This is a genomic window from Flavobacterium sp. TN-1 (assembly GCF_052828645.1).
Window position 1 is genome coordinate 1,800,295 of the sequence record NZ_CM128253.1, and the last position, 22,814, is coordinate 1,823,108.

Consider the following 22,814-nt stretch of genomic DNA (forward strand, 5'->3'; position numbering starts at 1 on the left):
GAAAATGAATAAGATATTCAAAATCATTTTTTAAATCCAATCTGACAAATAAACTTAAAATTAATCAAAGAAAAAGAGAAATGAGTATAAAAATATAATTTCAATTTTTCAAAATGACTAATTTTAAAATAAATTAATTATTTTCAAGGGCTTCCCAAAACTCGTAAGCTCTTCTTAAGTGAGGAATTACAATAGTACCTCCAACTAATGTAGCAACGCTCATAGCTTCCATCATTTCAGCTTTTTTGATGCCTAATTTGTAACAAGTTTCTAGATGATATTTGATACAATCATCACAACGTAATACAGCTGATGCAACTAGTCCCATTAACTCTTTTGTTTTGGTATCTAAAGCACCTTCCGTATAAGTATTTGTGTCCAGATTAAAAATTCTTTTGATAACCTTGTTGTCATCACCTAAAATCTTTTCGTTCATTTTAGAACGATAATCATTAAAATCTTTTACTAAATCAGCCATTTTGCTCTTTTAATTGGTTTTTGTATACAATTCTGGAAATAATAATACTCATTTCGTAAATTAAAAGCATAGGAACTGCAACAGTTACCTGACTTACCACATCAGGAGGGGTAACAATGGCGGCTATGATTAATACGATTACGATAGCGTATTTTCGAGTATTTTGTAAAAAACTTGGTTTAATCAGTCCTAGTTTAGTTAATAAATAAATAATGATGGGCATTTCAAAAAAAATACCACCTGCTAATACAGATGTTTTAACCATTCCTATATATGAATTTAAATCAATATCATTTTTGACAACACTACTGATAGAAAAAGAGGCTAAAAAGTTTACAGACATAGGAACTATGACATAATAACCAAATAGAACACCAATAAAAAAAAGAATTGATGCTGAAATGATAAAAACTTTGGCATATTTTTTTTCGTTATCATAAAGGGCGGGGCTAATAAAACGCCATAATTCCCATAATATATAAGGAAATCCTAAAATAAACCCAGCTGTAATACACATCCATACAAACACATTTACTTGCCCTTCCATACTAGTGTTTTGAATGGTAAAAGGGAGTTCTTCAATACAAATTGTATCAGCAAAACCAAGATAGTGAGAGGCATCGCAAAAAAAACGATATGTAACAAACTCTACTCGTGTAGGACCAAAAATTATTTGGTCAAATATAAAATCAGCAAAAAAGAATACTACGATTGCTAATATAACAATCGTTATAGTGCTTCTTATAAGTAGCCATCTAAGTTCTTCTAGATGGTCTAAAAAAGACATTTCTGATAAATTTTTCTTAGCCATTTATATAATTCCTTCTTTTAAAATGTCATGTATATGTAATATTCCTACATAGTTTCCATCAGTTTCTACTACTAATTGTGTAATCGAAAAATCTTCCATTGTATGAAACGCATCCATTACCATGGCATCTAACGCAATTGTTTTTGGCGTTTTCGTCATAATATCTTTTGCTTTTAATCCAGATATAGTTTCGGTAGTATTCAGCATTCTTCTAATATCTCCATCTGTAATAATACCGATTAGTTGTTTCTCTTCTATGACTGCTGTCACACCAAGTCTTTTTTCAGATATTTCTACAATTACATCTTTTATAGGAGAATCAGGTGTAACTTGTGGTTTATGGGTTTTGTCTAATAAGTCACTAACTTTTAATAAAAGTTTTTTTCCTAATGCTCCACCAGGATGATATTTAGCGAAGTCTTCACTTTTGAAATCTCTTTTTTTCATTAAACAAATGGCTAATGCGTCACCTAATACCAGTTGTGCAGTAGTACTATTAGTAGGCGCTAAATTATTAGGGCAAGATTCTTTACTTACATAAGCATGTAAGACTAAATCAGATTCTTTGCCTAAAAAAGAGTGAAGATTAGCAGTCATTCCTATTAATTGGTTGCCAAAGCGTTTTAATAAAGGAACTAATACTTTTATTTCGGGACTATTCCCGCTTTTTGATATGCAAATAATGACATCGCCACTTTGTACCATACCTAAATCACCATGTATTGCTTCGGAGGCATGTAAAAACATAGATGGGGTTCCTGTAGAATTAAAAGTAGCAACCATTTTTTGAGCAATAATGGCACTTTTTCCTATTCCTGTAACGATGAGTCTACCTTTTGTATTGTATATGATTTCAACTGCTTGTGCAAAATCATCTGTCAAATAATTTACTAAGTTAGCTATTGCTTCACTTTGTTCTAATAAGGAGGCTTTAGCAGTGGCAAGAAGGGTGTCTTTGGTTATCAAAACAAGAGTCTCTTTTTAAAATTTGTATAATGATAAAGAAATTTGTAACTTTATTAAGTGCAAATTTATAAAAATACCTAGTTGAAAGGATTTTTTATTTGATTGAAATTTTATTAATTTTGTTTAAAATTTCTCAAAAATACCAAACACATTTTTTTTTACTAGTTGGGGATAGTATAAAAACTGTTTGATTTTCATCATTTCGTTAATTTATCAATAGAAAATAATTGAAGAATGAGTTCTGACCCAATTGATTTACACAAAGAATTAAAAAAGTATTTTGGATTTAGCCAATTTAAAGGATTACAAGAACAAGTAGTAAGAAGTATTGTATCTAAAGAAAATACTTTTGTTATTATGCCCACAGGTGGTGGAAAGTCGTTATGTTATCAGTTACCTGCGCTAATTCAAGATGGCGTAGCTATCGTGGTTTCGCCTCTGATTGCGTTAATGAAAAATCAAGTAGATGCCCTCAGAAGCTTAGGCTCAGGGGATGCGATTGCACATGTTCTTAATTCTTCATTAAATAAGACAGAAATTAATCAAGTTAAAAAAGATATAGCATCTGGTTTAACAAAGTTATTATATGTAGCACCTGAATCCTTAACAAAAGAAGAATATATTGATTTCTTAAAAGAACATAAAATTTCTTTCGTAGCAATTGATGAAGCACATTGTATTTCGGAATGGGGGCATGATTTTAGACCTGAGTATAGAAATTTAAGAAATATAATTAGAGCTCTGGGTGAAATTCCTATTATTGGACTTACAGCAACAGCTACACCCAAAGTACAAGAAGATATTCTTAAAAATCTAGAAATGTCAGATGCTAACGTCTTTAAAGCGTCGTTTAATCGCCCTAATTTATTTTACGAAGTACGAACAAAAACTAAAAATGTAGAAGCAGATATTATTCGTTTTATAAAACAACATAAAGGGAAGTCAGGCGTTATCTATTGCCTCTCGCGTAAAAAAGTAGAAGATATAGCAGAAGTATTAAAAGTAAATGGTATTTCAGCTGTACCTTATCACGCAGGTCTTGATGCTAAAACAAGAGCAAAACATCAGGATATGTTCCTGATGGAAGAGGTAGATGTGGTAGTAGCAACTATTGCCTTTGGTATGGGAATTGATAAACCTGATGTACGATTTGTAATTCATCATGATATACCCAAATCTTTAGAAAGTTATTATCAGGAAACAGGTAGAGCAGGTAGAGATGGAGGAGAAGGGCATTGTTTAGCCTATTATTCGTATAAAGATGTTGAAAAACTAGAAAAATTTATGGCAGGAAAACCTATAGCAGAGCAAGAGGTAGGTTTTGCTTTACTACAAGAGGTTGTTTCGTATGCTGAAACTTCTATGTCGCGCCGTAAATTTTTATTGCATTATTTTGGGGAAATGTTTGATAACGAAACGGGAGAAGGTGGAGATATGGATGATAATATGCGTAATCCCAAAAAGAAAACAGAAGCCCAAGACAATGTAGTCAAGTTATTAGAAACAATTCGGGATACTAAGGAAATATATAAAGCAAAAGAAATCATCCTAGCTTTAATAGGAAAAGTAAACGCTGTTATCAAAGCACATAAAACAGATACCTTGTCCTTTTTTGGAACAGGTAAAGATCAGGATGAAAAATACTGGATGGCATTAATCCGTCAGGTAATGGTTGATGGCTATATTCGTAAAGATATTGAAAGTTATGGCGTTTTAAAAATGACAGATAAAGGATATATGTTTTTAAATACGCCAGTATCCTTTATGATGACAGAAGATCATGAATTTGATGATAACGAAGACGATACAATCGTGACATCCTCTAAATCTTCAGGAACTTCAGATGAGGTTTTGATGACTATGTTGGTTGATTTGCGTAAAAAAGTAGGAAAGAAAGAAGGAGTGCCACCTTATGTAGTTTTTCAAGAATTTTCATTAGAAGATATGGCTTTAAAATATCCTATTACCGTTGCAGAGTTAAGCAATATTCAAGGTGTAGGAGAAGGAAAAGCTAAAAAATATGGAAAAGCATTCGTAGATCTCATTGCTAAATATGTAGAAGAAAATGAAATTATACGACCTGATGACTTGGTTGTTAAGTCCACCGGAGCTAATTCAGGCTTAAAACTTTATATTATTCAAAATATTGATCGAAAACTACCTTTGGATGATATTGCAAAAGCCAAAGGTTTAGATATGGATGCTTTGTTAAAAGAAATGGAACAAATCGTATATTCAGGAACTAAACTAAATATTAATTACTGGGTTGATGAAATTTTAGATGAAGATCAACAACAAGAAATTCATGATTATTTTATGGATTCTGAATCAGATAAAATTCAAGATGCTTTAGATGAATTTGATGGGGATTATGATACAGAAGAATTACGACTTATGAGGATTAAATTTATTAGCGAAGTAGCAAATTAATCTATATAAAAAACGGAATATGATAAAAGTCTTATTCCGTTTTTTTATATTTTCCTGAAAAACAAACTTTATTACTTAATGATTTTTATGAAATAATAAAGTTATATCATTTAAACTTTGAAATTTTTACATAATACTATTTTTTTAACCTTGAGACTGTCTAAAAAGTTTGTAATCTTATCGACCAAAGGGAGAAATTACATAATACGGATTATGAGACTCCTCCTTACGTTGGAGTGACAAAACGCATGTTGATTTAGGTACTATCTTACAAAAGCAATAAAATCATCGTTGGTTCTCTATTCGCCTCGCACTTGAACTAACGATGATTTCAATTATATACTCAACCGTTTGTTTGAGTTATTTTTAAAATAAAAAAAACAGATCGAGAATTTTCTTTTTAATCAGTATATTTTAAGTTTAAATGGTATTATTCATTACCAATTTGTCTTTATAATTACGCTTTTCTTTTGTAAAATTCTGTTATGCTATGCTTTATTTTATCATAATTAATTTTTTTTGAATAATCCATGAACGGTTTTTCAATGTTTCTATAAGATAAAAAGCTAGTTAAGATGATAATAGGGGTAATGAGAAATATTATAGAACAAAATGTTGAAGGAGGCATTTTTTCTACTACCTCTAGACTAAAACCAAAATAAAGCGTTATGAATATAATTATTCCGTGAATTAAATAAGTACTATATGAGATTTCTCCTAAGAATTTTAATGTAGTGTTTTTTAAAACTCCGAACATCTCATTGCCTAAAGCAATTAAGTTAAATACTATTATTATTAAAAGCTTACAGATATAGTTGTCTGAAGTATGAAAAAGTAAAATTAATCCCAAACATAATAAAATTATTATACTGTAAAAATTTGAATTAAAATTAATTTTTTTTGTATTATACTTAATGATAAAAGGAGGGATCACACCTCCTAAAAAAGAAAGTAGATGAGGAATACTTGATCCATAAATTTTAAAAAAACAAAGAATGAAAAAAAGGCTAATTACAGTATAAAAAAAGGATGTTTTCTTTTTGAAAATTAAAATAGAGATAATAGGCAAGCTGAAATAAAAGAGCCATTCATAAGGAAGTGACCATACAACACCTGCATTTATTATATGAGTAAATGATAAATCATTTATGGTTGGACTACTTAAAATGGTAAAAGTACCCCATTGCAGCACTTCTTTTAAAAGTTTAAAAGGAGGAACATTGAGTTGCCAATCACTAATTATAAATACAATTGATATTAGTAAAAATATTGAAACAAGGTACATAGGTACTAACCTAAAAAATCTTGATATAAATATAATAGGCCAATTAATTTTTTGATTTTCTGAGTTCAATAACTTGGTTATAAACAAAAAAGAAGTAATCATAAAAAAAAGAGAAACACTTGTTTGTCCTAATTGATTATATAAGTTTGATTTGGGAGCTACCCAAGATTTGATTTGTAAATATTGGAACCATATAGAGGCATGGTGAATAAAAACACCTATGGCAAGAAAACCTCTTATTCCATCTATTGTTTCGTATCTTGTGTCGTTATTTGTTATTTTAAATTTTAAATTTATAATATAGGCCGTTGTAAAAGCAATAAAGAAAATTATAATTGCAAAAAAAGGATTTAAAGGATTCATTTTAGCAGTAGGTGGATTTAAGAAATATGATTTGTTTAGATTTAAGTAGGTTTATGTTTAGGAATAAATAATTAAAAATGTTTATCAAAGCATAGTCTCAAGTATCATCTGATTTCTATTAAAACTGCCAGTATTCTATAGTTTTTTGACTAATACATAAAGATAAAAAAGGAATAATTTTAAAAATAAATCTGATTATAGTCAGGATAGCATAAACAATAAGGTTATAAAAAATAAAACATTATATTTTGAAATAATCATTATTTCGAATAGCATTTTTCAATGCGTCTGTATTTTTAATTTCTATTTTTGATAAAAAAGCTTTTAAATGTTTTTCGTGATGAACATCACTTCCTGTGAAATCAATTAGATCTTCTTTTAATAACTGGTCCGCAATATTTTTCACCTCTTTTCCATAATAACCAACAGTAGACAACAAGTTTAATTGAAACTTACATCCAGCATTTTTTAACTTTTTATAAGAATCAAATTGCTGATGGTAGAACAAGTAACGCTCAGGATGTGCTAATATAGGGGTATATCCTGCTACTTGTAAATCAAATAAAATATCAAATAAATTAATGGGAGCATTTAGGTAAGACATTTCCACCAAAACATATTGATCTTTTAAGGTGTGAATTTCCTTTTTTTTGAAGAGAGATACAAAATAATCATCCATTAAATATTCTGATGCGAAATTCATAGTGAAAGAAAGCCCTTTTTGATTCAATTCATTAACGGTATTGTGATAATTTGTAGCTATAGATTCATAAGTGTTGTCATAATACCCTGAAAAAGTGTGCGGTGTTGCCATGAATTGAGTGAAACCATAATCTGATAAAGTTGTTATTAAACGTACAGTATCCTCTATATTTTTAGCACCATCATCAATTCCAGGCAATATATGAGAATGCAGATCAATAAATTGGTTTTCAGTAAATTCTCTTAATAGAGGTTTTGATTTAGTAAAAAATAGCATAAAATTTCTTTATATTCTAGCAAAGGTATGGATTTAGACAATCTTTACATAATGATAATTTTTCTTTTTATTGTATTTAATAGTATATTTTATTAAGTTGCGCTCCTAACAAAGAAAAAATGAATATTTCTCAAGAAGATAAATGGGATCAGATTATTACAGCTAAATCTTCACTTTTTGATCTAAATTTAAAAGAAGCTTGGAGATACAGAGATTTGCTGCGAATGTTTGTAAAAAGAGATATTATTACGGTTTACAAACAAACCATTTTAGGACCACTATGGTATTTTATACAACCATTATTTACTGCAATAACTTTTACCATTATTTTTAATAGAGTAGCAGGGATTGAAACAGGAAAAGTACCTTCTTTTCTTTTTAATTTGGCAGGAATAATAGTTTGGAATTATTTTACATCCTGTTTAAATGAAACGGCTGATACATTTAAGAAAAATGCAAATATTTTTGGTAAAGTATATTTTCCCAGAATAATAATGCCATTATCAACTGTAATAACAAATTTACTGAAATTAGGAATTCAAATAATTATTTATATTGGATTTTATTTGTTTTATTTGTTTTTAGGAATGAAAAATATAATAAATTTTAATGTAATTTTTTTTCCTTTTCTTATAATTCTTATGGGACTTTTAGGGTTAGGCTTGGGAATGATAATATCTTCATTAGTAACTAAATACAGAGATTTGTCATTTTTGATCTCTTTTGGTGTGCAATTATTAATGTATATATCGGCTGTGGTATACCCTATAGAATTAATAAGTCAAAAATTGCCTAAATATGGTTGGCTTGTAGAATATAATCCGCTAGCATATATTGTTGAAACCTCTAGAATTATTCTTCTTAATCAAGGGGAAATATCCATTTTTGGTTTAGTATATACAATTTTTGTAACAATCATGATTTTTGTGTTAGGATTAGTAATTTTTAATAAAACAGAAAAAAGTTTTATTGATACAGTTTAAAAATGGAAAAAAGAGATATAATATTACGTGTCGAAAATATTTCTAAGCAATATCGTCTGGGGGTTATCGGAACGGGTACCTTAAGTCATGATATTAATCGTTGGTGGTATAAAATAAGAGGAAAAGAAGACCCCTATTTAAAAATAGGAGGATCAAATGATAGAACAACTAAAGGGGAGAGTGATTATGTTTGGGCATTAAAAGATATTAATTTTGAGGTAGAAAGAGGTGAAGTATTAGGTATCATTGGTAAGAATGGAGCAGGAAAATCTACTCTTTTAAAGATCTTATCTAAAGTTACCACCCCTTCAACAGGAGTTATAAAAGCAAGAGGAAGAATAGCTTCTTTATTAGAGGTTGGAACAGGATTTAATCCAGAACTTACAGGGCGTGAAAATATCTATTTGAATGGAACCATTTTAGGGATGACAAAAACAGAAATAACCTCTAAGCTTGATGAAATTATTGATTTTAGTGGATGTGAGCGTTATATAGATACTCCTACTAAGCGCTATAGTAGTGGGATGACTGTTCGGTTAGCCTTTGCTGTAGCTGCTTTTTTAGAACCTGAAATTCTAATTATAGATGAGGTGTTAGCTGTAGGAGATGCAGAATTTCAAAAGAAAGCCATTGGAAAAATGCAAGATATAGCTAAAGGAGAAGGAAGAACAGTTCTTTTTGTTAGTCATGATATGTCTACAATTAAAAAACTTTGTAAAAAAGTTATTTTACTAGAGCATGGAACTATTAAAATGATCGGAGAGACTGATTTCATTATATCCGAATATTTAAAAGTAACATATAATTCTCAGATAAATTTTCCTTTGGCAACATTTGATGAAAATTTAGTTGTGATAGATTCTTACGTTGCTAATGAATCTTTTGAAAATGTTGATTTAGTAGGTTTTAATAAAGATGTTAAAGTTGTAATGTGTCTAGAGTCAAAAGGATTTAAAGGGACTTTAATTATAGAATATAAAATTTACAATTATGAAGATAAGATTTTGACTACAGGCTCAACTTACCTTATGGCAGAAGAAGTAAAGATTGAAGAAGATGGATGTTTTCAAATTGCTTGTGATTTCTTAAATATTAATTATGTACCAAGTAAGTATTTTATTTCTGTTATTGTTATGGATGCAATTGTTGAATCTAAATACACGATATTTGACAAACTATTGTATTTCGAAGTAATAAAAAGTGAAAAATATCAGATAAAAAGAGAATTTAAGTCTAGACTTCATGGAGTACATCTTCTACCCCAGTATTGGTCTATTCAAAAAGTTTAATTCAAATAGAATGAAAACTAAAATATTACTTTTTTCTCCTGTTAGAAAACCAAATGAAATCGTTAAACTTCATCTTCACTCATTGTTAGATTTAGAGATTGCTGATTTTGAATTTACTTTTTCTTTCTTTGATGACAACCTTGATCCTCAAAGTACTGTTATATTAAATGAATTTGTATCTAAACAAAATAAAGCTTTGTTGTTGAATGCAATTTTTGATATAGAACCAGATACTAAAAAAAGAAAAGAGCGTTGGGAAGAAGATTTATACGATCGAATTACTTTGATAAAAGATAGCGCGATTCGATATTTTTTAAATCAAGATTATGATTATTTATTTTTTGTGGATGCTGATTTAGTCCTGCATCCAAAAACAATTATTAATTTATTTCAAGCTAAAAAAGATTTTGTTGCAGAGATATTTTGGACACATTTTTCGTACGCAGCTTCTTATATGCCTAATTGTTGGGATAAAGAGGGGAATTCGTTAGAACGTATGATGACGTATATAATACCAGGAACTTATGAAGTAGGTTTTACAGGGGCTTGTACTTTATTGACTCGAAAAATATTAGAATCAGGTGTTCGATTCCAACCTATAAAAAATATGACTTGGTTAGGAGAAGACAAACATTTTTGTACACGTGCAGCAGTAATGGATTTTGATATTTTTGTAAATACAGAATCTCCTGCATTTCATATTTACAGTACTACATTGGTTTCTCAAGCAAAGGAATTTATTGATTCAGGATATTCTTTGGCTTATTTACAAGTTTGGTTGGATGATGTTTGGGTTGAAAAAATTAAAATGTGGCAAAAGTTAACAACCTATAAGAAGCCATTAAGTGAAAAGATTAAAAAATATATTAAAAGATGGATAAAATACAATAATTAATCTTTTCTATATCTCTAGCTTAGTTTGTAATACTTATTTGATTGCTTCTTAATAAAATAAATTTGTATAAAGAGATATGTTATTGACTGTTTTTGAAAGTGAGAAAGTAGAAATCTCTTCGTATTTTATCATATTTTTATATTTAAATTGATGATAAGTTAAGCTATTCCTTTTTAATCAAATTTTTAGCTTTTGAATGAGATTATTTTAATAACATATTTTTTAAATTTCAATAGAGTCACTGTTTTTCAAGATATAGAATTTTGAAGTATTTGCATTTGTTTAAAAATATGAATGAAGATTTGAAATTTTCAATAGGCTATTAATTATTTGTTTTAAAATAATTGTAAAATAAAAAAGAAGGAAATATTTAGGTAGAAAACTTAGATTTGTTCGGAAAAATTGATAAAATATAAGTATTCTTGTAACGAATAAAAAAAAGTGATGAAAATTTTAATTTGTTTTGGGACTAGGCCAGAAGCTATTAAAATGGCACCTTTATATCATGTGTTAAAAGAAGAAGCATTTGATGTAAAAGTATGTGTAACGGCACAACATAGACAAATGTTAGATCAAGTGTTAGATTTTTTTGAAATTATACCTGACTATGATTTAAATTTGATGTCACCTAACCAAAGTTTGAATCAATTATGTGCCAAAATATTATTACATATTGATCCTGTTTTAGATGAAGTGAAACCTGATTTAGTGTTAGTACATGGAGATACAACAACTTCCTCAATAGTGGCATTAGCGGCTTTTCATAAACAAATTAAAATAGGACATGTGGAAGCTGGGTTAAGAACTTTTCATAAATATTTTCCATTTCCAGAGGAATTGAATAGACAATTAACGGCTAAGCTTGCGGATTATCATTTTGCTCCTACTTCTCAATCGGTTTCAAATTTACAACGAGAACTTATTAACCCAGAAGCTGTTTTTGAAGTAGGTAATACTGTAATTGATGCTTTGAAGTGGGCGGTAAATAAAATCAAAATAGGATATGAAAATGAGGCTATATCTAAACTAAAAGAGCAATTAGATCCTACTAAGAAAATGATATTAGTTACTGGGCATAGAAGGGAAAATTTTGGTAAAGGATTAGTTCAGATTTGCGAAGCATTACTCACCTTAGCAAAAAGGGCAGATGTTCAAATCGTATATCCAGTTCATCTAAATCCAAAAGTTCTAGTTCCTGTAACATCTTTATTAGAAAAAAAAGAAAATATTCTACTAATTGAACCTGCTGAATACCCATTGTTTATTTGGTTAATGGAACAATCTTTTATGATAATTTCAGACTCAGGAGGTATACAAGAAGAAGCTCCTACTTTGGGAAAGCCTGTTCTAGTTACTCGAACTTTTACAGAACGAACAGAAGGTGTTAAGGCGGGAATTTCATTTTTAGTAGGAACAAACAAAAAATTAATTGTTGAAAAAGCAATTGAATTATTGGATAAATTTCAAGGAGAGGTTTTACCTGTGAATCCTTATGGAGATGGAACTACATCAAGTAAAATACTAAAAGAATTACAAAAAATAGAAAATAAAAATAAATCTTCTTTTTTAAATGAATAAAAATCTTATGAGTAATTCATTTTTATTTCTATTTTTAGAGTTTTAAAGTAAATAATAAGTCAAAATAAAACAATAAATGACACATATTTTAATTACCGGAGGAGCAGGAAATGTAGGGAGTGCTTTAGCAAGTAAACTAGCAGAAGACAACTCAAATTATATAGTTATTATAGATAACTTATCTACGGGTTCACTGCATAAGATTCCACAAAAAGAAAATGTGAAGTTTATTAAAGCCAATTGTAATGTATATAACGATATCGTACCCATTTTTGGACGATATGATTTTAATTATGTTTTTCATTATGCAGCTGTAGTAGGAGTAAAACGCACATTAGCTAATCCAATTTCTGTTCTAGAAGATATTGAAGGTATTAAAAATATTTTGAGTTTATCTAAAAATTCAGGTGTTGAGCGTGTATTCTTTTCAAGCTCTTCAGAGGTATATGGAGAACCTTTTGAAATTCCTCAAAATGAAAAAACAACACCATTAAACTCAAGATTGCCTTATGCAATTGTAAAAAATGTAGGGGAAGCCTTTTTTAAGTCCTATCAACAAGAATACGGGTTAAATTATACTATTTTTAGATTTTTTAACACCTATGGACCTAATCAGAGCGAGGATTTTGTAATTACCCGATTTGTTAAAGCCGCATTGAAGAATGAACCCATTTATATCTATGGAGACGGAATGCAAACCCGTTCTTTTTGTTATGTAGATGATAATATTACAACTTGCGTAAAAATATTAAATGAAGGACTTTGTATGAACGATGTCATTAATATTGGAAGTCATAAAGAACAAACAATTTTGTCTTTAGCAGAAGAAATTATTAAGCATACACAATCGTTAAGTAAAATAGTATTCTTACCCGCTCTGCCAGAAGGAGACATGGCCAGAAGATGTCCCGATAATTCAAAAATGCTTTCCATATTAAATAAAGATTTGATAACTTTAGAGGAAGGGATAGCTAAATTGACAGCCTTTTATAAAAAACCTAATTAATATGCGTTTAGGAGACAATCCCACAAAAATAGGGAAACTGGTGGAACGAACTGCTTGTGATCATCGTGTCATAATTCCTTTACATATTCCACATGAAGAAGACTATTACAAAGATGCTTTTCGAATATTTGAAATTTGTTTACATTCCGTTCGTAAAACAGCTTATTCACCTTTAAAGATTTCAGTGATAAGCAATGGCAGTTCAGTACTAATTAATCAGCGTTTAAGCATTTTATATTCCAAAGGATCTATAGATGAATTAATAATAGAAAGAGAAGGAATAGGTAAAATAAACAGTATTTTGAAAGCTTTACGAACAGCAGAAGAACGATTGATTACCATTACAGATGCTGATGTATTGTTTCAAAACGAATGGGAAGAACAAGTAATAAAAATATTTGAATCTTTTCCAAAAGCAGGGGCAGTTAGTCCAGTTCCTGTTTTTAGAAAGCATTTTGAACTTACCCATAACATTTGGTTTGATTATTTTTTTAGCTCAAAATTACAATTTGAATCCGTGACTAATGAAGAGGAATTGGAAATGTTTGCCAAAAGTTTAGGATGGTTATGGCTAGAACCCACATGGAAAGATACCATTCTAAAATTACATGCTACCAATGGAGTAAAAGCAGTAGTAGGATGTCCTCATTTTTGCGCTACCTACAAACGCGAAGTATTTCAAAATTTACCAAAAGAAAACAGTATTTACAAAATTTTGGGAGATAGTGAGTATAAATATACAGACTTACCCGTTTTAAAAAATGACGGGTATCGTTTATCAACTGATGACAATTTTGCTTTTCACTTAGGAAATATATATGAGCCATGGATGCAAAAACGTTTTGACTCATTATATCAAGAAGTTATCAGGTATCGTTCTTATACCCACTTACCAATGCTTAAAAGAACTAGAATAGCTTTTTATTTGAAACAAATTCTGTTTAAACGAATTTTAAAAAAGACAAGAGTTACCCGATATATACTACAAAAAAAAGGATTAACCCGAGAACAAATATTTAATTTTATTGGGAAATGATTATGATTAACGAATTAAAAAAACTATACAAAAAAATCTTTGTTAAAGAATTACCCATGTACCAAAGAATTGATGGTTTTTGGGTACAATATGTGGATAAAAAGAGTGTAGAAAACCGATTTGAATTTTTCAAGCAAATATGTGCTGGAAAAGATATAATTCATTTCGGATGTAATGATTGGCCCATTTTTAAACCAGAATATAATTTACATATTTTTTTGTCAAAAGTAACTCGATCTATTCATGGTTTTGATGTAGATGTAGAAGGACTTGAGCATTTAAAAGCTCACGTAAATCAACCTTATTTTTCTAATTTTAACGATTTAAAAGAGAATCGTTACGATATATGTATAGTTCCAGAAACTATTGAACATGTAGATAATGTTAGAACTTTTTTAGAAGGAATAGAAAGTATAAATGCTCAAACGTTTTACATTACCGCACCAAATTGTTTTTCTAAACGTCATATAAATCGTAATCATTATGAAGATGATTCGTTTATAGAAATAGTTCACCCAGATCATAATTATTGGTTCAGCCCATTTACTTTAAAAAATGTTATTCATAAATACACTTCATTACAAGTAGAAGAAGTAATATTACTAGAAAGAGATACTATGGTTTGTTGTAAGGCAATAAAAAAGAATGTATAAGTTAAAAAAAATAATAAAACTTTTTATAGGTTATTATCATTTATTTTGTTTGAACCTCAAATTGATTCGGGTTTTACCTGATGTTGAAGTTATTTTCTTTTTTCCTTATTACCACACAGGAGGTGCCGAAAAAGTACATGCGGCTATATTAGAAGCAATACACCCCAAGAAATGTGTTGTTTTTTTTACCAAAGCTTCCGCAACTTCTAATATGCTTCCTTTTTTTACCCAATTTGCTTGTTGTTTAGAGCTTAATGATATTCTAAATAAAAAAAATACTAGGTTAATACGGATGTTAACTTCATGTATTGCAAATAAAATAAATGCAAGTAAAAATATTACAAAAGTTTTCGGCTCCAATTCTGATTATTACTATGAAATCTTACCATTTATAAGTGTTGATATCAAAAAAATTGATTTATTTCATGCTTTTAGTATAGATGATTGCCGAGAAAAAATAATTATTGATAGTGCTCGTTTTATTACCACAAGAGTTGTAATTAACGAAGTTGCTAAATCTGTTATTACAAATTATTATTTGAGAGCCGGAATATCATCTTTTACTTCCCATATTCAGGTTATTTCTAATGGCGTTGCTATACCATCTAAAGTTCCAGCAAAGTCTGCAAATAAAATACGAGTTGGTTTTATAGGTAGATGGTCTGAGGAAAAACGACCCGAACTTTTTTTGAAAGCCTCTCAACTCGTTAAACAAAAATATCCTGAAACTATATTTTATATGGCAGGTAGTGGAGTTAGTCTAAGAAAAGATTTGGTTTTATCTTATGGCGTTGAACCTTTAGGGGATATTCGTGATATTGAAGTATTAAAAACATTATATCGGTCTACCTCAATTTTAGTATTAACTTCTGTTTATGAAGGTTTTCCGATGGTTTTTATGGAAGGGATGAGTTTTGGTTGTATTCCTGTCACCACAAATGTTGGGGGTGTTGATTCTCATATTAAAAATGGTATTACGGGATATTTAATAGATGAATTAGAAGAAGATAAAATTATAGCAAATTTAGTTACACATTTATGTCATTTAATTAAGCAGCCTTCATTAATACAAGAATTAAGTGATAATTGTAGAAAATATGCGCGGGCTCATTTTTCAATTCAGCAATTTAATGAAGCTTATCAAAAACTTTTAAATTAGTCGGATGAAAATACTTTTAGTCGCCATACCCAATCATCATTTTTTTCAATGGACTAATCAATTGAAAGAAACAGGCTATGAAGTACATTGGTTTGATATTACAGATGGTGCAGGGTTTTCGGATAAAATTAGTTGGGTAAAACAATATCCAGGTTGGAAAATGAAATGGAACTATCCATTTCGACAAAAAATTAAAAAATATTTGCCAAGTTTTTATTCCACCATTCAAAAAAAAAATGAACGATCTGTAACTACTGTTTTTTCGCAGCTAATCAATAAAATACAACCTGATATTATTCATGTATTTGAAATGCAATTAGCAGGGCATCCTGTCTTTTCCGTATTAAAAAAAAACAAGACCATTCCTTTAGTCTATTCCTCATGGGGGAGTGATTTATTTCAATACGAACGTCTAGGACTTGACACTTCTTTTGTACAACAATTTTTAAATAGAGTAGATTATTTAATAACAGATTGTGATAGAGACTATGGAAAAGCGTTACAACTAGGTTTTAAATCCAATTTTTTAGGTATTTATCCAGGTAATGGAGGAATTGACTATCCTAAAGAATCAATCTTGGCTGTTGAAAATAGAACAACTATAATGGTAAAAGGATATGAAGATGGAGTAGGGAAAGCCCTAGTTATATTGAAATCTATAGAAAAATACATTCCAACTCTATTCAAAAAATATGATTTGTTAGTATACAGTGCAGATGCTGTTGTTGTAAATTATTTGCAGTCAAAACCGTTATTTAATCAAGAAAAAGTGCAAATTTTCGCCAGAAAAAAATATATACCCAATGCCATTTTGTTAGATTATATGGGTAAAAGTGCACTACATTTAGCCAATAGTTTGTCTGATGGTATGCCCAATGCTCTTCTAGAAGCAATGGGAATGGGAGCTTTTCCCATACAGTCAAACCCAGGAGGTGTAACAGAAGAAGTGATTCAAAATGGACAAAATGGATTTTTAATTCAAGATGCAAAAAATGAGCAAGAAATAGCTAATTTAATTTTACAAGCATTACAAGATCTTCAGTTGCGTAAAAAAGCCCAAGAAATAAATATAGTCAATGCTAATTACCATTATGATAGAGTCTTTCTTAAGTCAAAAATAGTAGATTTGTACCTTCAAATATCAAATGAATGGAGTTCTCGTACCTCATAGTAACACATAATCGTACTGATGATCTAAGCAAAACGTTATCAATTCTAAAACAAGCTATTGATCTAAAAAATGACGAAGTTTTAGTTTATATTGATGCTTGTCCTGAAACAGAAACGTTAAAAGAAGAATTTTCATGGGTAAAGTGGTACTCTGGTAAAACACGAATATCAGCTTCACCTGCCAGAGCTTTTTTATACCCTCATGCCATGGGTAAATATTTAATTGGATTAGATGATGACGCTCATTTAATTTCAACGAATTACAAGGAACAAATACGAACTTTGTTTACAACTTCAGTTATTGGAATATTAGCGTTTAAGGAAGTAAAAGGGATCTTTAAAACAGATCAAGCTGCCTTAGATTCCTATCAAGAACCTGTTCAATGGTACGAAACAAACGAATTTATAGGATGCGGATTTGCCATAAAAAAATCAGTTTATGAAAAAACGAAAGGATTTCCTGTATGGATTGATATTTATGGAGAAGAAACCTGTCTCTCCTTAGAAGTATTAAATTTAGGTTATGAAATATGGTATACTAATCAGATCATAGTAAATCATCGGGTAGATCTTATTAAGAGAAAAAAACAAGGAAAGAATTATTACCGTTTTCAAAAGCAATTACAAAACACCTTTTTTATTTTTTTAAACTATTATCCACAACCTGCCGTATCTATCTTAAAGTTACTATTACATAATCTTAAAAAATATGCACTACAAGATGTAATGTTTTTTAAACTATATTGTAAAGCATTACACTATATTTTTATAAACTATAAAAAAAAGAAAAAATTTAGAAAACCAATAGCTATTACTACAATAGATAAAATAAGAAAAGTAAAATCCTTAACCTATTAAATATACTTTTATACCCTTAATTTTATTTAGTTTATTAATATTATCCCTATTGGCTTCTAACAAAAAAAGATTTTAAAAAGTAAATATTACCATAAATTGAAATAAATATCATCCCAAAATAATGAACTTTATGTTATTTCATATTTAAACGAAAAATATTTACCCTTTTGCAAATAAGTTAAGTATCTGTTTAAAAAAAGCGTTGCGTTTAACTTGTATCAAAGATAAAAAAAACTTACATTTCGTAAATTCTTGCCAGAAATAATTTCATACCTAAAAGAAAATAATAGTTGAAACTATTAGAAGAGAGAATTGTTTCTAAAGGAATTTACATAAAATAAATAAAACTATGATAAGTATTGTTATTAGAAATAAAAACGAAGCCAAATTACTTGAACGAACTTTGAAAATTCTAACAAAGTTTTACAATGATGATATTGATGAAATTATTTTAGTCGATAATTATTCTAATGATAATAGTGTTGAAATAGCAAAAAAATATAATTGTAAAATTATTTTTATAGATAAGTTTACTTATGGAAAAGCAATCAATATGGGAATTAAATCTGCTAAGAATAATATAATTTTATTATTAAGCGCTCATGTAATACCTATGGGAAATAGTTTTTTTAAAAATTCTCTTTCATTTATTCAAAATAAAAAAAATTGGGCAGGTGTTCGTTTTATTAATTCTGCAAAAAATTTTGAACGTGCATTAGAATTTAATTTTGAAGTGAGACAACCATTAGATTTTGGCTTGATGGCAGCATGTTGTTTAGTTTCAAAGGAAGTTTGGGAAAAAGTAAAATTTGATGAATCATTAGTATTTAGTGAAGATAAAGAATGGTCAAATCGTGTTACCAAATTAGGTTATAGTATTTACGATATCAATGAAACTTTTTTTTATGATATAAAAAGAAATGAAAAATCCCAATTAGAAAGACTGAAAAATGAGACTTTAGCACATTTTCAATTACATACAGAACTAAAATTTCCCAATAAGTTAAAAATACTTCTCTCTTTTGTTAAAAAAATTGTTATATCAAATACAGTCTCATATTTTAAAACTTTAAAACGAGATTTTATGATTCTTAAAATTAAATTTAAGATTGTTAATCAATTAAATAAAAAAAATGATTAAACTAAGAAGTTTATATAGAATTAATTTTAAAAATAGAATAGTCTTATTTTTTTATTACGTACTAAAAATTTTTGGATTCAAGCCCACTCAAAAACAAATACTAATACATGAGCTTTATCATCATTTAATTGTTTCAAATGGGATTTTAGTTTTTGAAGATCCAGAAAAATATAAAGTAAGGTTATTTGACTCTAAAATTGAATTATATATAAGAAAATTTCCATCTAGCGATGTAAAGGTTTTTGGACAAATTTTTAGAGGAAATGAATATAAAAAAGTTGTAGAATTATATTGTACTTTTTTTGGAACAAATCCCGAATATATAATTGATGCAGGAGGGAATGTTGGGTACACTTCTGTGTATTTTAAAAGCATTTTTCCAAAAGTTAATTTAGCTATTATAGAGCCTAGCAGCACTAATTTTTGTATGATTCAAAATAATTTTCTTCAGAATAACATTGATGCTCATTTGTTTAAAGGAGGATTATGGAATAAGAATACGAGTTTAAAAATTGTGCATGATTTTAGAGATCAGTCTGATTGGGCTATCCGAGTTGAAGAGTCTGAAATTCAGTCAGATTTAAAGGCTTTTACGGTTGATTTTATTCTGGAAGATACCAATTTTAAAAATATTGATATTTTAAAAATTGATATTGAGGGTTCAGAAAAGCAGATTTTTAGTAAAAATGGATCCATAGATTTTCTGAAAAAGACCAAATGTATTGCAATTGAAATTCATGATGAGTTTGATTGTCGCGAAGATATTATGACATTATTAGCAAATTATGGTTTTGAATTAACAAATTATGGAGAGTTAACAATAGGAATAAATCAAAATTTAATTCTCGATTAGTTATGAACAGATTAAGAGAACTAGATTTTCTTAGAGGAATTGCAATTTTATTGGTTTTGTTTCGCCATCAATTTTTATTTTATTGGACAAAAAATATGGGATGGATTGGAGTTGATTTATTTTTTGTTTTAAGTGGTTTTCTTGTTTCGGGATTACTTTTTAAAGAATATAAAATTTATAATAAGATTGATGGGAAACGTTTTTTAATAAGAAGAGGTTTTAAAATTTATCCGATTTTTTATTTGTTTTACTTATTATATATGGTGCCATTTTTTATGAATGATACGACGTTAGATTTTAGGAAAATAATAACAGACTTATTGTTTTTACAGAATTATGCAACAGGTTGGGGCTATGCTTATGCTGCAAGTTGGTCATTGGCAGTCGAAGAACATTTTTATTTTGGGTTGGTTTTTATATTTTATTTCAAATAATAGATTAAAAGATATAAAAAAAATTAGAAAGCCCGTAACCGACACTCTTTTACAAAAAGTTAGAACACTCCAATCTTTATCTTACTAATTTATGCTGTTTAATTCTATAGATTTTGCTTTATTTTTTTTACTTATATTTATTTTCTATTGGTTCTTTACTTCAAAAAGTTTGAAGAGGCAAAATCTATTGTTATTAGTGGGCAGTTATTATTTTTATTCGCGTTGGGATTGGCGTTTTCTTTTTTTACTTGTATTTTCTACTCTTTTGGATTATTATTCTGCAATCCAAATTGAAAGAAGTAATTCGAAAAGGAGGAGAAAGTTTTGGTTTTGGTTGAGTATTGGCATTAATCTTGGTTTTCTAGGTGTATTTAAGTATTTTAATTTTTTTTCAAGTTCTTTTTCTGACTTGTTTAGAGTCTTTGGAATTCAGATAAACACTTGGTCTTTAAATATAATTTTACCTGTTGGTATTTCTTTTTACACTTTTCACGGACTTTCGTATGTAATTGATGTGTATAAAAGAAGAATTTCTGCGGAGAAAAATTTTGTTGCCTATTCCGTTTTTGTATCTTATTTTCCACTTTTGGTTGCTGGACCAATAGAGCGAGCTACCCATCTATTACCTCAAATAAAAAAAGAACGTAAGTTTGTTTATGGACAGGCTGTGGATGGTTTGCGGCAAATTTTATGGGGTTTGTTTAAAAAGATTGTAATCGCAGATAATTGTGCTGAGTATGCTAATTTAATCTTTAATAATTCTGAGATCTATTCGGGGAGTACACTAGTTATGGGCGCATTATTTTTTACGTTTCAAATTTATGGTGATTTTTCAGGCTATTCGGATATTGCTCTAGGAACTTCAAGATTATTTGGTATTGAATTGTTAAAGAATTTTTCATTTCCTTATTTTTCAAGAGATATAGCCGAGTTTTGGCGTCGTTGGCATATCTCCTTGTCGTCTTGGTTTAAAGATTATTTGTACATCCCATTAGGGGGAAGTAAAGGAGGAAAATGGATGCAAATTCGCAATACTTTTGCAATATTTTTAGTTAGTGGATTTTGGCATGGTGCTAATTGGACCTTTATTATTTGGGGATTGTTAAATGCCATTTACTTTTTACCTTTGTTGTTGTCTAATAAAAATAGAAATAATATTAACATAGTAGCAGAAGAGGGTACTCTCCCTTCCATTAGAGAGTTTTTAGCTATGGTAGTTACTTTTATGTTAACCGTTTTTGCTTGGATATTTTTTAGAGCTAATAATTTAACACACGCTCTTCAATACATAAGATCTATATTTACCAAACAATTATTGAGCCTTCTAGAGGTAAGACCAACGAATATGATAATACTTATTTTTGTTTTTATGACTATTGAGTGGATTGGAAGGAAAAATGATTATGCTCTAGCTACTTTTGGATTTAATTGGACCAAAGCTTTTCGTTGGTCATTTTATATGGTTTTGTTAATCGCTATTTTTATTTTAGGAACCAAAGAACAAAAATTTATTTATTTTCAATTTTAGTATGAAAAAGTTTCTATGTAAGTCGTTCCTATTTGCAGCTGTTTTTTTTATAATTGACAAGCTTTTTTATGTATTTATCCATCTGTCGCCTAACTATCAAGTAGATAACCGAATTGAATTACTCCTACAAGGGAAAATTAATAAAGATATTATTGTTTTAGGATCTTCACGTGGTGCAATGAATATCATTGCAAGTCAAATAGAACAAGAAACAGGACAATCGGCATATAATATTGCTTTTCCAGGTTCAGACGTAGAGTTCCATAATTTTATTTTAAAAACATTATTAAAGTATAATAAGAAGCCTAAAACTATCATTTTTTCAGTCGATGAACCATTTGAGTTAATTCCAACAACTTCTATAACGTATCGTTTGGATAGATTGTATCCATTGGTGAAATATAACTACATAAATCAAGAATTAATTAACAGAGGTGATCGTAATTTTACATCTTGGTTCATGTGCTTGTCGCGACTGAATAAAACTAATTTTACTTTAGAACGTAAGCCTACAAGATTTGATTCCATACTTCCTTGCGGTTCTATGCCAGTTAATTTTAAAAATCCTAAGCTCATAATGAAATATAAATATGAAATTCGACCCTATTCCATTGCTAGAGAATCATTAATTAAAAATACAGCTTATCAATCTATCCTAAAACAATGTGTGGTTAATAATATTCAAGTAGTTTTTGCCTTTTCACCCAATTTTGCAGCACATAGTAGTGCTTTTGAAAATAGAATACGTGATTTGGCTCTTAATAATTCTAAGTTTTTTGTTTACGATACAACAAATTCTGTTTATCAAAATAAATTGTATTTTTACGATGAATCGCATTTGAATAAGATGGGAGCCACTATTTTTACAAGGGAATTAAGTGGTTTTTTAAATCAGATGTGTAAAAAATAAATTTTAAAT

General features: G+C 28.9%; 21 protein-coding genes. 16 read left to right on the forward strand and 5 right to left on the reverse strand.

Going from position 1 to position 22,814, the window contains the following annotated elements; genetic code table 11:
- Positions 1–133: 133 nt before the first annotated feature.
- The 3 genes from ACUXZJ_RS07800 to ACUXZJ_RS07810 are packed head-to-tail and all read right to left on the reverse strand — an operon-like array spanning position 134 to position 2,255.
- A complete protein-coding gene (locus ACUXZJ_RS07800) occupies positions 134–478 on the reverse strand; it encodes a carboxymuconolactone decarboxylase family protein (protein WP_192188708.1) in 345 nt (114 codons plus the stop codon).
- A complete protein-coding gene (gene tatC, locus ACUXZJ_RS07805) occupies positions 471–1,289 on the reverse strand; it encodes a twin-arginine translocase subunit TatC (RefSeq protein WP_060383094.1) in 819 nt (272 codons plus the stop codon). Before tatC ends, ACUXZJ_RS07800 begins: the two co-directional genes overlap by 8 nt.
- Positions 1,290–2,255 (reverse strand): KpsF/GutQ family sugar-phosphate isomerase, encoded by a 966-nt coding sequence (locus tag ACUXZJ_RS07810; protein ID WP_060383093.1) that lies wholly within the window; start codon positions 2,253–2,255, stop codon positions 1,290–1,292.
- Positions 2,256–2,489: 234 nt separating this feature from the next.
- On the opposite strand from ACUXZJ_RS07810, the gene recQ reads away from it, so the two are divergent.
- Complete coding sequence (gene recQ / locus ACUXZJ_RS07815) at positions 2,490–4,685, forward strand: DNA helicase RecQ (protein WP_060383092.1); 2,196 nt, start codon at positions 2,490–2,492, stop codon at positions 4,683–4,685.
- A gap of 457 nt (positions 4,686–5,142) precedes the next feature.
- On the opposite strand, the gene ACUXZJ_RS07820 is transcribed toward recQ, so the two are convergent.
- Together ACUXZJ_RS07820 and ACUXZJ_RS07825 are read right to left on the reverse strand one after the other, a co-directional pair.
- Entirely contained in the window at positions 5,143–6,333 is a 1,191-nt protein-coding gene (locus ACUXZJ_RS07820) for an acyltransferase family protein (RefSeq protein ID WP_060383091.1), read from the reverse strand.
- A gap of 241 nt (positions 6,334–6,574) precedes the next feature.
- The gene (locus tag ACUXZJ_RS07825) at positions 6,575–7,312 is read right to left on the reverse strand and encodes a tyrosine-protein phosphatase (RefSeq protein WP_060383090.1); all 738 of its coding nucleotides are present in this window, start codon (positions 7,310–7,312) and stop codon (positions 6,575–6,577) included.
- Positions 7,313–7,431: 119 nt separating this feature from the next.
- On the opposite strand from ACUXZJ_RS07825, the gene ACUXZJ_RS07830 reads away from it, so the two are divergent.
- From ACUXZJ_RS07830 to ACUXZJ_RS07900, 15 genes are all read left to right on the forward strand, one after another.
- Entirely contained in the window at positions 7,432–8,295 is an 864-nt protein-coding gene (locus tag ACUXZJ_RS07830; RefSeq protein ID WP_060383089.1) for an ABC transporter permease, read from the forward strand.
- Between the two features lie 2 nt (positions 8,296–8,297).
- Entirely contained in the window at positions 8,298–9,584 is a 1,287-nt protein-coding gene (locus ACUXZJ_RS07835; protein ID WP_060383088.1) for an ABC transporter ATP-binding protein, read from the forward strand.
- Between the two features lie 10 nt (positions 9,585–9,594).
- The gene (locus ACUXZJ_RS07840; RefSeq protein WP_060383087.1) at positions 9,595–10,479 is read left to right on the forward strand and encodes a hypothetical protein; all 885 of its coding nucleotides are present in this window, start codon (positions 9,595–9,597) and stop codon (positions 10,477–10,479) included.
- A gap of 444 nt (positions 10,480–10,923) precedes the next feature.
- Positions 10,924–12,057: a non-hydrolyzing UDP-N-acetylglucosamine 2-epimerase gene (wecB, locus tag ACUXZJ_RS07845; protein WP_106408008.1), complete on the forward strand. Its 1,134-nt coding sequence runs from the start codon at positions 10,924–10,926 to the stop codon at positions 12,055–12,057.
- Positions 12,058–12,133: 76 nt separating this feature from the next.
- The gene (locus ACUXZJ_RS07850) at positions 12,134–13,063 is read left to right on the forward strand and encodes an NAD-dependent epimerase/dehydratase family protein (protein WP_063743773.1); all 930 of its coding nucleotides are present in this window, start codon (positions 12,134–12,136) and stop codon (positions 13,061–13,063) included.
- 1 nt (position 13,064) lies between these two features.
- Complete coding sequence (locus ACUXZJ_RS07855; protein WP_060383085.1) at positions 13,065–14,099, forward strand: glycosyltransferase family A protein; 1,035 nt, start codon at positions 13,065–13,067, stop codon at positions 14,097–14,099.
- Positions 14,096–14,752: a hypothetical protein gene (locus ACUXZJ_RS07860; RefSeq protein ID WP_060383084.1), complete on the forward strand. Its 657-nt coding sequence runs from the start codon at positions 14,096–14,098 to the stop codon at positions 14,750–14,752. Before ACUXZJ_RS07855 ends, ACUXZJ_RS07860 begins: the two co-directional genes overlap by 4 nt.
- Positions 14,745–15,911, forward strand: coding sequence for a glycosyltransferase family 4 protein (locus tag ACUXZJ_RS07865; RefSeq protein WP_060383083.1), 1,167 nt, complete (start codon positions 14,745–14,747; stop codon positions 15,909–15,911). Before ACUXZJ_RS07860 ends, ACUXZJ_RS07865 begins: the two co-directional genes overlap by 8 nt.
- Positions 15,912–15,915: 4 nt before the next feature.
- Positions 15,916–17,082, forward strand: coding sequence for a glycosyltransferase family 4 protein (locus ACUXZJ_RS07870; RefSeq protein WP_063743774.1), 1,167 nt, complete (start codon positions 15,916–15,918; stop codon positions 17,080–17,082).
- Positions 17,061–17,939 (forward strand): glycosyltransferase family 2 protein, encoded by an 879-nt coding sequence (locus ACUXZJ_RS07875; protein WP_063743775.1) that lies wholly within the window; start codon positions 17,061–17,063, stop codon positions 17,937–17,939. The genes ACUXZJ_RS07870 and ACUXZJ_RS07875 overlap by 22 nt, the downstream gene beginning before the upstream one ends.
- Before the next feature lie 349 nt (positions 17,940–18,288).
- Complete coding sequence (locus ACUXZJ_RS07880; protein WP_060383080.1) at positions 18,289–19,080, forward strand: glycosyltransferase family 2 protein; 792 nt, start codon at positions 18,289–18,291, stop codon at positions 19,078–19,080.
- On the forward strand, positions 19,073–19,933 hold the full coding sequence (locus ACUXZJ_RS07885) for an FkbM family methyltransferase (protein ID WP_060383079.1): 861 nt from the start codon (positions 19,073–19,075) through the stop codon (positions 19,931–19,933). Before ACUXZJ_RS07880 ends, ACUXZJ_RS07885 begins: the two co-directional genes overlap by 8 nt.
- Before the next feature lie 2 nt (positions 19,934–19,935).
- Positions 19,936–20,367, forward strand: a complete 432-nt coding sequence (locus tag ACUXZJ_RS07890; protein ID WP_063743776.1) for an acyltransferase family protein — start codon at positions 19,936–19,938, stop codon at positions 20,365–20,367.
- A gap of 91 nt (positions 20,368–20,458) precedes the next feature.
- Complete coding sequence (locus tag ACUXZJ_RS07895) at positions 20,459–21,895, forward strand: MBOAT family O-acyltransferase (protein WP_446194654.1); 1,437 nt, start codon at positions 20,459–20,461, stop codon at positions 21,893–21,895.
- A 1-nt stretch (position 21,896) separates the two neighbouring features.
- Positions 21,897–22,805 carry a hypothetical protein gene (locus tag ACUXZJ_RS07900; RefSeq protein ID WP_063743778.1) on the forward strand — a complete coding sequence of 303 codons (909 nt, stop codon included), beginning with the start codon at positions 21,897–21,899 and terminating at the stop codon, positions 22,803–22,805.
- Positions 22,806–22,814: the final 9 nt, after the last annotated feature.